8 protein-coding genes are annotated in these 14,244 nt (G+C 54.0%); 2 read left to right on the top strand and 6 right to left on the bottom strand.

What is annotated here, in order from left to right:
- Positions 1–160: 160 nt before the first annotated feature.
- Entirely contained in the window at positions 161–2,758 is a 2,598-nt protein-coding gene (gene acnB, locus AC6I8R_RS03770; RefSeq protein ID WP_021184710.1) for a bifunctional aconitate hydratase 2/2-methylisocitrate dehydratase, read from the bottom strand.
- A gap of 341 nt (positions 2,759–3,099) precedes the next feature.
- Positions 3,100–4,095 (bottom strand): aldo/keto reductase, encoded by a 996-nt coding sequence (locus tag AC6I8R_RS03765; protein WP_415173449.1) that lies wholly within the window; start codon positions 4,093–4,095, stop codon positions 3,100–3,102.
- Between the two features lie 98 nt (positions 4,096–4,193).
- Here AC6I8R_RS03765 and AC6I8R_RS03760 point away from each other — a divergent pair, with 98 nt between their 5' ends.
- Complete coding sequence (locus tag AC6I8R_RS03760; RefSeq protein WP_415173448.1) at positions 4,194–5,090, top strand: LysR family transcriptional regulator; 897 nt, start codon at positions 4,194–4,196, stop codon at positions 5,088–5,090.
- 85 nt (positions 5,091–5,175) lie between these two features.
- On the opposite strand, the gene lpdA is transcribed toward AC6I8R_RS03760, so the two are convergent.
- The 4 genes from lpdA to pdhR form a co-directional block, all read right to left on the bottom strand.
- Positions 5,176–6,600 (bottom strand): dihydrolipoyl dehydrogenase, encoded by a 1,425-nt coding sequence (gene lpdA / locus AC6I8R_RS03755; RefSeq protein ID WP_036626678.1) that lies wholly within the window; start codon positions 6,598–6,600, stop codon positions 5,176–5,178.
- A gap of 174 nt (positions 6,601–6,774) precedes the next feature.
- Positions 6,775–8,661 (bottom strand): pyruvate dehydrogenase complex dihydrolipoyllysine-residue acetyltransferase, encoded by a 1,887-nt coding sequence (aceF, locus tag AC6I8R_RS03750; RefSeq protein ID WP_497831925.1) that lies wholly within the window; start codon positions 8,659–8,661, stop codon positions 6,775–6,777.
- Between the two features lie 14 nt (positions 8,662–8,675).
- On the bottom strand, positions 8,676–11,342 hold the full coding sequence (gene aceE, locus AC6I8R_RS03745; RefSeq protein ID WP_208724796.1) for a pyruvate dehydrogenase (acetyl-transferring), homodimeric type: 2,667 nt from the start codon (positions 11,340–11,342) through the stop codon (positions 8,676–8,678).
- 127 nt (positions 11,343–11,469) lie between these two features.
- On the bottom strand, positions 11,470–12,234 hold the full coding sequence (gene pdhR / locus AC6I8R_RS03740) for a pyruvate dehydrogenase complex transcriptional repressor PdhR (protein ID WP_021184716.1): 765 nt from the start codon (positions 12,232–12,234) through the stop codon (positions 11,470–11,472).
- A 504-nt stretch (positions 12,235–12,738) separates the two neighbouring features.
- Between pdhR and aroP the strand changes: the two genes are divergently transcribed.
- On the top strand, positions 12,739–14,094 hold the full coding sequence (gene aroP / locus AC6I8R_RS03735) for an aromatic amino acid transporter AroP (protein WP_208724795.1): 1,356 nt from the start codon (positions 12,739–12,741) through the stop codon (positions 14,092–14,094).
- The last annotated feature ends 150 nt before the right edge of the window (positions 14,095–14,244 follow it).

Below are 14,244 nucleotides of genomic sequence, written 5' to 3'. Positions count from 1 at the left end.
TTACTGATAGCGCGCCACGAGGCACTCCCTGAGAGCATTTTGTGCGCAACACGCTGAATAAAGTGGGATCGTGCTCGCATTATGCCAGGCCGCGTCAGAGGAAAAAAGCACACAAAAAAAGGGGCGATTCTCATCGCCCCCTGATAACACCTTGACCCAATTACAACGCGGTCTGGAAGATCACGTTGTCGGCTTTATCGGTGTACTGATGCAGCTGATCAAAGTTGAGGTAGCGGTAGGTATCCGCCGCGGTCTTATCAACCTGAGTCATAAACTGCTGATACTCATCCGGCGTAGGCAGTTTACCCAGCAATGAGGCGACAGCCGCCAACTCCGCAGAGGCCAGATAAACGTTCGCGCCAGTACCGAGACGGTTCGGGAAGTTACGGGTCGAGGTGGAAACCACCGTCGCACCGTCAGCTACACGCGCCTGGTTACCCATGCACAACGAGCAACCCGGGATCTCAATACGCGCACCGCTCTTGCCGAATACGCTGTAGTAGCCTTCTTCGGTGAGCTGTGCCGCATCCATCTTGGTTGGCGGAGCCACCCACAGACGGGTCGGCAGCTGACCTTTGTGGCTGTCCAGCAGTTTACCCGCCGCACGGAAGTGGCCGATGTTGGTCATGCAAGAACCGATAAATACTTCATCGATCTTCTCACCCTGTACATCAGACAGCAGACGCGCATCATCCGGATCGTTTGGCGCGCACAGAATCGGCTCTTTGATTTCCGCCAGATCGATGTCGATCACCGCAGCGTATTCTGCATCCGCATCGCCTTCCAGCAGTTGCGGATCAGCCAGCCATTTCTCCATACCTTCAACGCGGCGCTCCAGCGTACGACGGTCGCCGTAACCTTCGGAGATCATCCACTTCAGCAGCACGATGTTGGAGTTGAGATACTCGATAATCGGCTCTTTATCCAGCTTGATGGTACAACCGGCAGCAGAACGCTCAGCAGAGGCATCGGTCAGTTCAAACGCCTGCTCCACTTTCAGTTTTGGCAGACCTTCGATTTCCAGCACGCGGCCAGAGAAGATGTTTTTCTTACCTTTCTTCTCAACGGTCAGCAGGCCCTGTTTGATGGCGTACAGCGGAATCGCGTGTACTAAATCGCGCAGGGTGATACCCGGCTGCATTTCGCCTTTGAAACGCACCAGTACCGATTCCGGCATATCCAGCGGCATTACACCTGTTGCCGCAGCAAACGCGACCAGACCAGAACCCGCCGGGAACGAAATACCAATCGGGAAACGGGTATGGGAGTCACCACCGGTGCCAACGGTATCCGGCAGCAGCATACGGTTCAGCCAGCTGTGAATTACGCCGTCACCTGGACGCAGCGACACACCGCCACGGTTCATAATGAAGTCTGGCAGAGTATGGTGCGTGGTCACGTCTACCGGTTTCGGGTAAGCGGCAGTATGACAGAAGGATTGCATCACCAGGTCAGCAGAGAAGCCGAGACACGCCAGATCCTTCAGCTCATCACGGGTCATCGGACCGGTGGTGTCCTGAGAACCTACTGAAGTCATCTTCGGCTCGCAGTACGCGCCAGGACGGATACCTTCAACACCACAGGCACGGCCAACCATTTTCTGCGCCAGTGAGAAACCACGGGTGCTGGCAGCAACGTCTTTGGCTTGCAGGAACACATCGCTGTGCGGCAGGCCCAGAGATTCACGGGCTTTGGCTGTCAGGCCACGACCGATAATCAGCGGAATACGGCCACCCGCGCGAACTTCATCCAGCAGGACTTCGGTTTTCAGCTCGAATTTTGCCAGCAGTTCGTCGGTGTCGTGATTACGCACTTCACCTTTATACGGGTAGACATCAATCACATCGCCCATATTCAGACGATCAACGTCCACTTCGATCGGCAGCGCGCCGGCATCTTCCATAGTGTTGAAGAAGATCGGGGCAATTTTGCCGCCAAGGCACAAACCGCCACCCTTCTTGTTCGGCACATACGGAATGTCTTCACCCATAAACCACAGCACCGAGTTGGTGGCTGACTTACGGGAAGAACCGGTTCCGACCACGTCGCCAACGTACGTCAGCGGGAAACCTTTTTTCTGTAATGCTTCGATTTGTTTGATCGGACCAATGTTACCGGCATCATCGGGTTCGATGCCTTCACGGGCGTTCTTCAGCATCGCCAGTGCGTGCAGTGGAATATCCGGGCGAGACCATGCATCCGGTGCCGGAGAGAGGTCATCGGTGTTGGTTTCGCCGGTCACTTTGAACACGGTGGTGGTGATTTTTTCTGCCAGTTTAGGACGCTTCAGGAACCATTCTGCATCGGCCCAGGACTGGATGATTTTTTTCGCGTGTGGGTTACCCGCTTTGGCTTTCTCTTCGACATCGTAGAAGTTATCGAACATCAGCAGCGTGTGAGACAGGGCTTCTGCGGCAATCGGTGCCAGTGCTTCATCATCAAGCGATTCAATCAGCGCATGGATGTTGTAGCCACCTTGCATGGTGCCCAGCAGTTCGACTGCTTTTTCAGGAGTAACCAGAGGAGAGTGGGCTTCGCCCTTCGCGACAGCTGCCAGGAAACCGGCTTTTACATACGCCGCTTCATCAACACCCGGTGGGACACGATTGACCAACAGGTCAGTAAGGAATTCTTCTTCACCCGCTGGCGGGTTTTTCAGCAGTTCAACCAGCGCGGCCATTTGGGAAGCATCTAACGGCTTAGGTACGATTCCCTGGGCAGCACGCTCGGCAACGTGCTTACGGTATTCTTCTAGCACGACGTTCTCCTCGCTCTCATTGTATAGCTTTCCGGTGCACCCTTTAACGCAGTCCAACAGTAGGGTGAGGTGCCCGGTTCCGCGTCGGCCAGCATAGCAGCATTTCGGCTGATTGTTAATCTGTTTACAAAAAAGCAACATCCTTTCGTTAAGCAGCAGATTTCGCTGCGCAGGGGACACATCACAAAAAAAGCAGGCAAACGTATTGCTCCGTAGCGGCGCGATTTATCGCGCAATAACAGCAGCGGTGCCGGGAAAACTCGCGCGATAAATCGCGCCGCTACGAATGGGGCCTTAACAGGCAACAAGTGCCTGTTAAGTTGAGCATTTTTCAGGCCCCCTTAGCGATCAACCAGCACAAATTCTGTGGCGTTATAACGCTCACCCTGGATATGTTGCGGATCGAACAGCGCATCCAGGGTGCTGATATCGGCGCTGCGCAATGGCAGCGTGGCGGCGGCACAGTTTTGTTCCAGATGCACGATTTTGCTGGCACCAGGAATCGGGACAATAAACTCCCCTTTTGCCAGCACCCAGGCCAGCGCCAGTTGTGCAGGCGCGGCATCATAACCTGTAGCCATCTCTGTCAGCTGATTCACTAACTTCTGGTTATGCGCCTGAGCATCCTGCTGGAAGCGTGGCAGGTTACGCCGGAAATCATCCTCTGCCAGCGTTTCCCCCGCTGGGAATTTTCCGGTCAGGAATCCCCGTCCTAACGGGCTGTAAGGCACGAAGCCAATATTCAGTTCGCGACAGGTGGCGAGGATCTCTTGCTCCGGGTCGCGCGTCCACAGGGAGTATTCACTTTGCAACGCCGAGATGGGGTGTATCGCACAGGCGCGTCGCAGAGTGGCTGAAGAGACTTCCGATAAACCAAGGTATTGGACTTTACCTTCACGCACCAGATCGGCCATCACGCCCACCACGTCTTCAATCGGTACCGCAGGATCAAGACGATGTTGATAGAGAAGATCGATGCTCTCTACACCGAGACGTTGCAGCGAGCCTTCTACCGCACGGCGAATATGCGCCGGGTCGCTGTTCACGCCAGTAACGCGCTCCCAGCCTTCCCCCTGTTCGTTGATACGGAAACCAAATTTGGTGGCAATTTTAATGTCTTTGCGCCCTTTTAACGCTTTTGCCAGCAACCTTTCGTTGGTGAAGGGGCCGTAAACCTCGGCGGTATCGAGAAAATCGACACCCAGTTCAAACGCCCGCGCCAGAGTGTTCAGCGCTTGCTGCTCATCATTCTGGCCGTAGGCAAATGACATGCCCATGCAGCCTAATCCCAGTGCTGAAACCTGTAATCCCTGATTGCCTAATTGACGCTGTTGCATTGTTTCATCCTCGTTGCTGTCAGTGTTATTGTTATAACCCTCAACAATTGCAGCAACAATTGAGGCATTCTTGCCGATTTAGTGAGTAAAATTCAGTAATGAACCCTTATCGCGCCACGCTACAGGAACTGGAGATGTTTGCCGCTATCGCGCAGCATCTGAGCTTTCGCAAAGCCGCCAGTGAACGCAATATCACCCCCTCGGCGCTCAGCCATGCAATGCGTAATTTTGAAGAGCGCCTCGGAGTACGATTGTTGAATCGCACTACGCGCAAAGTGGCCCTGACCGAAGCCGGAGATCGTTTTCTCCAGCGTATTCAACCCGCATTGCAGGACCTGGCGCAGGCGGTTGATGAACTAAACGACTGGCGCAGCGACCCGCGCGGTAGCCTGCGTATCAGCATGCCACGTTCAGCAGAAGCGCTGTTTTTCCAGTCCCTGATCCTGCCGTTTATGCAGCGCTATCCAGACATCACGCTGGAGATCGACAGCAACGATACGCTGCTGGATATTGTGGCCGCCGGTTTCGATGCCGGCGTGCGCTACGGCGCGGTGCTGGCGCAGGATATGGTGGCGGTCCCCTTTGGTATCCCAATGCGTGCCCTAGCCGTCGCGACTCCCGAATTTATTGCACGCTATGGTGTACCAAACTCACCGGCTGAACTGCTCAATTTTCCCTGTATAGAACGCCGTTTTCCCAGCGGGCGTCGCTATCGTTGGGAGTTCTGGCAGGATGGGCAAAAACAGGAAGTGGCGGTAAATGGCTCGTTGGTACTCGACAATAATGAACGTATTTTGCAAGCGGCACTGGCGGGAGCAGGTATTGCCTTTCTACATCAGGGGACGGTGATGGAGGCGATCCAGCGTGGTGATCTGGTGGAAATTTTATCTGACTTTACTCAAGTAGAAGAAGGGTTCTGGCTTTATTATCCAAGTCGTAAATATCTGTCTACGCCATTGCGTTATTTCATTGACTGGCTGAAGGAAAATCGGTAACGGATTATCAAAAAAGTCGCGCCGTTACGAAATATGCCAAAAAAAAACGGCTCACTCAGGGAGCCGCTTTTTTATTTTTCAGCGCTTATTTCTTTTTCGCTTTCGCGTTCGGCAGGTCGGTGATGCTACCTTCGAACACTTCCGCAGCCAGGCCCACAGACTCGTGCAGCGTCGGGTGCGCATGGATGGTCAGCGCGATATCTTCGGCATCACAACCCATCTCAATCGCCAGACCGATTTCACCCAGCAGCTCGCCGCCGTTGGTGCCGACAATGGCGCCACCAATCACACGGTGCGTTTCTTTGTCGAAAATCAGTTTGGTCATACCGTCAGCACAGTCAGAGGCGATAGCACGGCCTGAAGCAGCCCACGGGAAGGTGGAAACTTCGTAGCTGATGCCTTTCTCTTTCGCTTCTTTCTCGGTCAGACCTACCCATGCCACTTCTGGCTCGGTGTAAGCAATTGACGGAATCACTTTCGGGTCGAAGTAATGCTTCATACCGGCGATAACTTCAGCCGCAACGTGGCCTTCGTGCACGCCTTTGTGCGCCAGCATCGGCTGACCAACGATGTCACCGATCGCATAGATGTGTGGCACGTTGGTGCGCATTTGTTTGTCGACGCGGATAAAACCACGATCGTCCACTTCTACGCCCGCTTTACCGGCATCCAGACCTTTACCATTCGGCACACGGCCAATCGCCACCAGCACGGCATCGTAACGCTGTGCTTCAGACGGTGCTTTTTTGCCTTCCATGGAAACGTAAATGCCATCTTCTTTCGCGACAACGGCGGTGACTTTAGTTTCCAGCATCAGGTTGAATTTCTTGCTGATGCGTTTGGTGAACACTTTCACCACGTCTTTATCGGCCGCCGGGATAACCTGGTCAAACATCTCAACCACGTCGATCTCTGAACCCAGCGCATGGTAAACGGTACCCATCTCCAGACCGATGATACCGCCACCCATAACCAGCAGACGCTTCGGTACTTCTTTCAGTTCCAGCGCATCTGTTGAATCCCACACGCGCGGATCTTCGTGCGGAATGAACGGCAGTTCAATCGGACGAGAACCGGCAGCGATGATAGCGTTGTCGAAGTTAATGGTGGTCGCCCCACCTTCACCTTCAACCACCAGGGTGTTAGCACCGGTGAATTTACCCAGACCGTTCACCACTTTGACTTTACGGCCTTTGGCCATACCCGCCAGGCCACCGGTCAGTTGTGTGATGACTTTCTCTTTCCAGGTACGAATTTTGTTGATGTCAGTTGAAGGCTGGCCAAACACGATGCCGTGTTCTTCCAGTGCTTTCGCTTCTTCAATGACTTTCGCTACGTGCAGCAGCGCTTTTGACGGGATACAGCCAACGTTCAGACAGACACCACCGAGGGTGCTGTAGCGCTCTACCAGTACGGTTTCCAGACCTAAATCAGCGCAACGGAAGGCTGCAGAGTAACCTGCAGGACCTGCCCCAAGTACCACGACTTGAGTTTTAATCTCTGTACTCATCATGACCTCTTATTAGATTTCCGGCGGTCAGACGCGAACCTGTCCCAGGCTCTGGATGCCCTTATTCCACCGGCACATTTCACCGCAAGAGTTTACAGAATTGTTAATAAACTGCCAACCGCGGTGACTCTGAATGCGTACAACAAGGCCGGCATTCGCCGGCCTTGATTAACTTCACATCACCAGACGGCGAATGTCTGACAACATGTTGTTGATGATGGTGATAAAGCGCGCACCATCAGCACCGTCAATCACGCGGTGGTCGAAGGAAAGAGAGATTGGCATCATCAGACGCGGAGCAAACTCTTTACCATTCCATACCGGCTCCATCGCCGATTTGGAGACACCGAGGATAGCCACTTCCGGCGCGTTCACGATTGGCGCAAAGTGCGTGGTGCCCAGGCCACCCAGGCTGGAGATGGTGAAACATCCACCCTGCATATCGCCCGCAGTCAGCTTACCGTCACGCGCTTTTTTCGAGATCGCCATCAGTTCACGGGACAGCTCGGTGATGCCTTTTTTGTTCACATCTTTGAACACCGGAACCACCAGACCGTTTGGCGTATCCACGGCCACACCGATGTTGATGTATTTCTTCAGCGTCAGTTTCTGACCATCTTCGGACAGTGAGCTGTTGAAACGCGGCATCTGCTCCAGCGCAGCGGCAACGGCTTTCATGATAAACACCACCGGGGTGAATTTCACATCCAGCTTACGTTTCTCTGCTTCGCTGTTCTGCTGCTTACGGAACGCTTCCAGATCGGTGATATCGGTTTTGTCGAAGTGAGTCACATGCGGGATCATGACCCAGTTACGGCTCAGGTTAGCACCGGAGATTTTCTGGATACGACCCAGCTCGACTTCTTCGATTTCACCAAACTTGCTGAAGTCCACTTTCGGCCACGGCAACATGCCAGGCAGACCGCCGCCACTTGCCGCCGCAGCCGGAGCTGCTTCAGCGCGTTTCACCGCGTCTTTCACATACGCCTGAACGTCTTCTTTCAGGATGCGACCTTTACGGCCAGTACCTTTGACTTTCGCCAGGTTGACACCGAACTCGCGCGCCAGGCGACGAATCACCGGGGTAGCATGCACGTAAGCGTCGTTCTCAGCAAAATCACTCTTCGCATCCGCTTTGGCGGCAGCGGGTGCCGGAGCGGCCTGAGCCGCAGGTGCCGGAGCAGCTTCCTGTTTCGCCGGTGCAGCAGCAGCAGGCGCAGCGCCTTCGACTTCAAACACCATGATCAGCGAACCGGTTTTCACTTTGTCACCGGTGGAAACTTTCAGCTCTTTCACGGTGCCCGCGAACGGCGCCGGGACTTCCATTGAGGCTTTATCGCCTTCAACCACAATCAGTGACTGCTCAGCGGTAACTTTGTCGCCCACTTTGACCAGCACTTCAGTGACTTCAACTTCATCACCACCGATATCCGGTACGTTGACATCTTTCGCGCCAGCAGCAGCGGCCGGTGCCGGTGCCGCAGCAGGTTGTGCCGCCGCAGGGGCTGCCGGAGCAGCAGCGCCTTGCGCTTCGAATACCATGATAAGTGAACCGGTGTTCACTTTATCGCCGGTAGCAATTTTGATCTCTTTCACTACGCCCGCGAACGGTGCCGGGACTTCCATTGAGGCTTTGTCGCCCTCAACGGTGATCAGGGACTGCTCAGCCGCAACGGTGTCGCCCACTTTAACCAGAATCTCGGTGACTTCGACTTCATCACCACCGATATCCGGCACGTTGACGTCTTTGCTGACAGCAGCGGCAGCCGCAGGTGCCGGCGCGGCTTCTGCTTTCTTCTCTTCTGCCGCCGGTGCAGCAGCCGCTGCGCCTTCTGCGTCAAAGATCATGATCAGTTTGCCGGTTTCGACTTTGTCGCCGGTGGCAATTTTGATCTCTTTGACTACGCCAGCCTGCGGTGATGGCACTTCCATCGAGGCTTTGTCGCCTTCCACGGTGATCAGTGACTGTTCGGCTTCAACCTTGTCACCTACCTTGACCAGGATCTCGGTGACTTCAACTTCATCTGCCCCGATATCCGGCACTTTAATTTCGATAGCCATTACTCTCTTACCTCTTAAGCCAGACGCGGGTTAACTTTATCGGCATCGATGTTGAATTTGGTGATCGCTTCCGCCACCACTTTCTTATCGATTTCGCCGCGTTTAGCCAGTTCACCCAGTGCTGCAACCACGACATACGATGCATCCACTTCGAAGTGGTGACGCAGGTTTTCACGGCTGTCTGAACGACCGAAGCCATCAGTACCCAGCACACGGTAATCGCTCGCCGGTACGTAGCTACGAACCTGTTCTGCGAACAGTTTCATGTAGTCAGTTGACGCAACGGCCGGCGCGTCATTCATCACCTGAGCGATGTAAGGCACACGCGGGGTTTCAGTCGGATGCAGCATGTTCCAGCGCTCGCAATCCTGACCATCACGCGCCAGTTCAGTGAACGAGGTCACGCTGTAGACGTCAGAACCGATACCGTAGTCTTTCGCCAGGATCTGAGCCGCTTCACGGACGTGACGCAGGATAGAACCAGAGCCAAGCAGCTGCACTTTACCTTTGCTACCTTCAACCGCTTCCAGCTTGTAGATACCCTTACGGATACCCTCTTCCGCACCCTGCGGCATCGCAGGCATGTGGTAGTTTTCGTTCAGCGTGGTGATGTAGTAGTAAATGTTTTCCTGCGCTTCGCCGTACATACGCACCAGACCATCATGCATAATGACAGCCACTTCGTAGGCATAAGACGGATCGTAAGAGATACAATTCGGGATAGTCAGCGACTGAATATGGCTGTGACCATCTTCATGCTGCAAGCCTTCACCATTCAGGGTGGTACGACCGGAGGTGCCGCCGACGAGGAAGCCGCGCGCCTGTTGGTCGCCTGCCAGCCACATCAGATCACCAATACGCTGGAAGCCGAACATCGAGTAATAGATGTAGAACGGAATCATTGGCAGATTGTTGGTGCTGTAAGAGGTCGCCGCCGCCAGCCAGGATGAACCTGCGCCCAGCTCGTTGATCCCTTCCTGCAAAATCTGGCCTTTTTCATCTTCTTTATAGTAAGCAACCTGCTCACGGTCCTGCGGGGTGTACTGCTGGCCGTTCGGGCTGTAGATACCAATCTGACGGAACAGACCTTCCATACCAAAGGTACGGGCTTCGTCCGCGAGGATCGGCACCAGACGATCTTTGATCGACTTGTTCTTCAGCATCACGTTCAGCGCACGCACGAAAGCGATGGTGGTAGAGATCTCTTTGCTCTGCTCTTCCAGCAGCGCGCTGAACTCTTCCAGTGCCGGCATTTCCAGCTTCTCGGTGAAGTTTGGCTGGCGAGTCGGCAGGTAGCCGCCCAGCTTCTCACGCTGACCGTGCAGGTAGTTGTACTCTTCTGAGCCTTTTTCGAAGGTCACGTACGGCAGTTTTTCGATGTTTTCATCAGCTACCGGCACATTGAAGCGATCGCGGATGTAGCGAACGCCATCCATGTTCATTTTCTTCACCTGGTGAGCGATGTTTTTACCTTCGGCGGTGTCACCCATACCATAACCTTTGATGGTATGTGCCAGAATCAGCGTCGGCTGGCCTTTGGTGTCCTGCGCTTTTTTCAGTGCCGCGTAGATTTTCTTCGGATCGTGACCACCACGGTTCAGGGCGAAGATCTCTTCGTCTGACCAGTCTTTCACCAGCGCAGCAGTCTCCGGGTATTTACCGAAGAAGTGCTCACGCACGTAGGCACCGTCGCGTGATTTGAAGGTCTGATAGTCACCGTCAACGGTTTCGTTCATCAGCTGGATCAGTTTACCGCTGGTGTCTTTCTTCAGCAGTTCATCCCAACGTGCGCCCCAGATCACTTTGATCACGTTCCAGCCAGCACCGGCAAAGATGCCTTCCAGCTCGTTGATGATCTTACCGTTACCGGTGACCGGGCCATCCAGACGTTGCAGGTTACAGTTGATGATGAACACCAGGTTGTCCAGTTTTTCGCGGACAGCAATGGTGATCGCACCTTTAGATTCCGGCTCATCCATCTCACCGTCACCCAGGAAGGCGTAAACGGTCTGAGCAGAGGTGTCTTTCAGACCACGATGATCCAGATATTTCAGGAATTTCGCCTGGTAGATCGCATTCAGTGGGCCAAGGCCCATGGATACGGTCGGGAACTGCCAGAATTCCGGCATCAGTTTCGGGTGCGGATAAGAAGAAAGACCGTTGCCATGCACTTCCTGACGGAAGTTGTTCATCTGCTCTTCGGTCAGACGGCCTTCAAGGAACGCACGAGAGTAGATACCCGGAGAGATATGGCCCTGGAAGTAAACCAGATCGCCGCCATCTTTCTCGCTACGCGCACGGAAGAAGTGGTTAAAGCACACTTCATAGATAGTCGCGGAAGACTGGAAGGATGAGAGGTGACCACCCAGCTCCAGATCTTTCTTCGACGCACGCAGCACCGACATGATGGCGTTCCAGCGGATTGCGGAACGGATACGACGTTCAAGCGAGGTGTTGCCCGGATAGTCCGGTTCATCTTCAACGGCAATAGAGTTGATGTAGTTGCTCACGGCAGAAGAACCTGCAGCAACTTTTACGCCGCCCTTGCGTGCAGCACTTAATACCTGGTCAATCAGATACTGCGCGCGCTCAACACCTTCTTCACGGATGACCGATTCGATCGCCTGTAGCCAGTCACGAGTTTCGATCGGATCCACGTCATTGTGTAAACGTTCTGACATGGGGTGTATTCCTTATCTGTGTCTAATACGTTGAATTGTCAGGAGCCTGTCTGCTTGTGCTTTGCTTCAGTTCACAGCACAAGAAGACAGGCCCGTCGCTTTTTATCCGCACGTTCGTTGCCGCGCGTTATTCCTTACGTTGCTGTAAACGACGCAGGGAGCGTTCACGACGACTCTGCTCCCGACTTCTATCCAGCAAGATTTCCTCAATGAACGCCAGGTGACGGTGTGATGCCTCGCGTGCTTGTTCTGGCTCACGAGCCACAATCGCCTCAAAAATACTGGCGCGGTGACCGCTCACTTTCGCCAGCATTTCCCGGCGAGCGTAGAGCAATTCAAAATTCTGACGGACGTTTTGTTCCAGCATAGGGCCCATAGAACGCAGCAAATGCAAAAGCACCACATTATGGGCCGCTTCTGTGACAGCGATCTGATACTGCATCACGGCGTCGGCTTCAGCGTCGAGATCGCCGCTGTCCTGGGCCTGCTGGATTTGAACATGGCAGTCGCGAATGCGTTGCAGATCCTCATCCGTACCACGCAACGCCGCGTAATACGCAGCAATGCCTTCCAACGCGTGGCGGGTTTCCAGCAGGTCAAACTGAGATTCCGGATGTTGGGCAAGCAGGCTGACCAGTGGGTCGCTCAGGCTTTGCCAGAGATGCTTTTGCACGAAGGTGCCGCCACCCTGACGGCGCAGCAGCAACCCTTTCGCCTCAAGGCGCTGGATCGCTTCACGAAGAGAAGGACGTGATACATCGAATTGTTTGGCGAGTTCGCGCTCGGGTAGCAGCTTCTCTCCTGGCCGCAGCGTCCCTTCCATAATCAGGGATTCCAGCTGCTGCTCAATGGCATCGGAGAGCTTTGGTTGGCGAATCTTACTGTAAGCCATCGTCCCTTCTTATTGTGACTGACGTCCGGAGTAAATTGGTAATACCAATTGCCAAAAGTTGCCGGTAAAGTAACAAAGTATTCACCTTGTGTCTATATGGCAGCCGTCACACTTCAGGGGATTATCATTGGTTAAATGCGCTAAACGGCTGGGATAAAGACAGAAATAGAGCTGCGGGGCGAATTGTTAACAGAATCCGCTTTTACCAAACCTTACACAGGCTTAGCGTATCCCTTCCACACTCACCATAAGGGAATGCTATTCGTGTTTATTACCAATTCATGTCAGAAATACCGCGTTAGCGCGGCAGTGGATGCTGCTGCTTTTCCAGGCGTCTCTTAGCACAAAAAGCAAAAGCAGGTGCAAAGCGTCGCGCTTATCACTATTCTGGTCGCCAAGGTAGCTCTCGTATGCACACAGCACGCCAGATACCGTAAATAAATGAGTACGTTATGTAAAAATAGCCTTACATTGGGCGAAAAATAACAACATCACGAGGTTCGTATGGAACAACAGCATGGCGACACGCTGCACCGCGGCTTGAAAAATCGCCATATTCAGCTGATTGCGCTGGGTGGTGCCGTAGGTACTGGTCTGTTTCTGGGTAGCGCTTCAGTCATCAAATCTGCCGGCCCGGCCGTTATTCTGGGCTATGCAATTGCCGGATTTATTGCCTTTCTGATTATGCGCCAATTGGGCGAAATGGTAGTGGAAGAGCCGGTTGCCGGTAGCTTCAGCCATTTTGCCTACAAATATTGGGGCAACTTCGCCGGTTTCGCCTCTGGCTGGAACTACTGGGTGTTGTATGTACTGGTTGCCATGGCCGAGTTAACCGCCGTGGGTAAATATATCCAGTTCTGGTGGCCCGACTTCCCCACCTGGGCAACCGCCGCCATCTTCTTTGTCGCGATCAACGCCATCAACCTGACCAACGTGAAAGTGTTTGGTGAGATGGAGTTCTGGTTTGCCATCATCAAAGTCGTTGCGGTCATTGGTATGATCCTGTTTGGTGGCTGGCTGCTGTTCAGCGGCAATGGCGGCCCGCAGGCGACCGTCAGCAACCTGTGGAACCAGGGCGGCTTCCTGCCGAATGGCTTTGGTGGGTTGGTGATGATGATGGCGATCATTATGTTCTCGTTTGGCGGTCTGGAGCTGGTGGGGATCACCGCTGCGGAAGCCGACAACCCGGAACAAAGCATCCCTAAAGCGACCAACCAGGTGCTGTGGCGTATCCTGATTTTCTATATCGGCTCACTGGCGGTGCTGCTGTCGCTGCTGCCGTGGACCCGCGTCACCGCTGACACCAGCCCGTTTGTACTGATTTTCCACGAACTGGGTGATGCGCTGGTGGCGAATGCACTCAACGTGGTGATCCTGACGGCGGCACTGTCGGTGTATAACAGCTGCGTTTACTGTAACAGCCGCATGTTGTTCGGCCTGGCGCAGCAGGGCAATGCCCCGAAAGCCCTGTTGAAAGTCGATAAACGCGGTGTACCGGTGGCAACCATTCTGGTGTCTGCGGTAGCAACTGCCCTCTGCGTGCTGATTAACTACCTGATGCCTGGCGAAGCCTTCGGCCTGTTGATGTCCCTGGTGGTTTCGGCGCTGGTGATTAACTGGGCGATGATCAGCCTCGCTCACCTGAAATTCCGTAAGAAGAAAGACCAGCAGGGCGTTACCACGCGTTTCCGCGCCATCCTTTACCCGCTGGGTAACTGGATCTGCCTGGTGTTCCTCGCCGGTATTCTGGTGATTATGGCGATTACTCCCGGCATGGCTATTTCGGTCTGGCTGATTCCGGTTTGGCTGGTAGTACTGGCTATCGGCTACGCGATTAAAAACAAAGCGCAGCAAGCGTAAATCTGCCCACTCTGCCCGCCCTTGATCGGCGGGCAGAGATCTTCCTTCTTTAGATCTTCCTCACACTTTTTTCCGCCCAGGTGTTTTGTCCATCATCCTGACCAAATGGTCCCCGCCAGATTGCTGATTTTCCGCTAATAATTTTCCCAC

The sequence above is a fragment of the Pantoea sp. X-Soil-OKNW-713 genome (assembly GCF_059730685.1).
This window is presented reverse-complemented; position numbering and strand designations above follow the sequence as displayed.

Excerpts from the sequence above, each read along its gene's own strand:
- AC6I8R_RS03765 (WP_415173449.1), bottom strand. The coding sequence starts at position 4,095 with ATGCAACAGCGTCAATTAGGCAATCAGGGATTACAGGTTTCAGCACTG.
- AC6I8R_RS03760 (WP_415173448.1), top strand. The coding sequence starts at position 4,194 with ATGAACCCTTATCGCGCCACGCTACAGGAACTGGAGATGTTTGCCGCT.
- lpdA (WP_036626678.1), bottom strand. The coding sequence starts at position 6,600 with ATGAGTACAGAGATTAAAACTCAAGTCGTGGTACTTGGGGCAGGTCCT.
- aceF (WP_497831925.1), bottom strand. The coding sequence starts at position 8,661 with ATGGCTATCGAAATTAAAGTGCCGGATATCGGGGCAGATGAAGTTGAA.
- aceE (WP_208724796.1), bottom strand. The coding sequence starts at position 11,342 with ATGTCAGAACGTTTACACAATGACGTGGATCCGATCGAAACTCGTGAC.
- pdhR (WP_021184716.1), bottom strand. The coding sequence starts at position 12,234 with ATGGCTTACAGTAAGATTCGCCAACCAAAGCTCTCCGATGCCATTGAG.
- aroP (WP_208724795.1), top strand. The coding sequence starts at position 12,739 with ATGGAACAACAGCATGGCGACACGCTGCACCGCGGCTTGAAAAATCGC.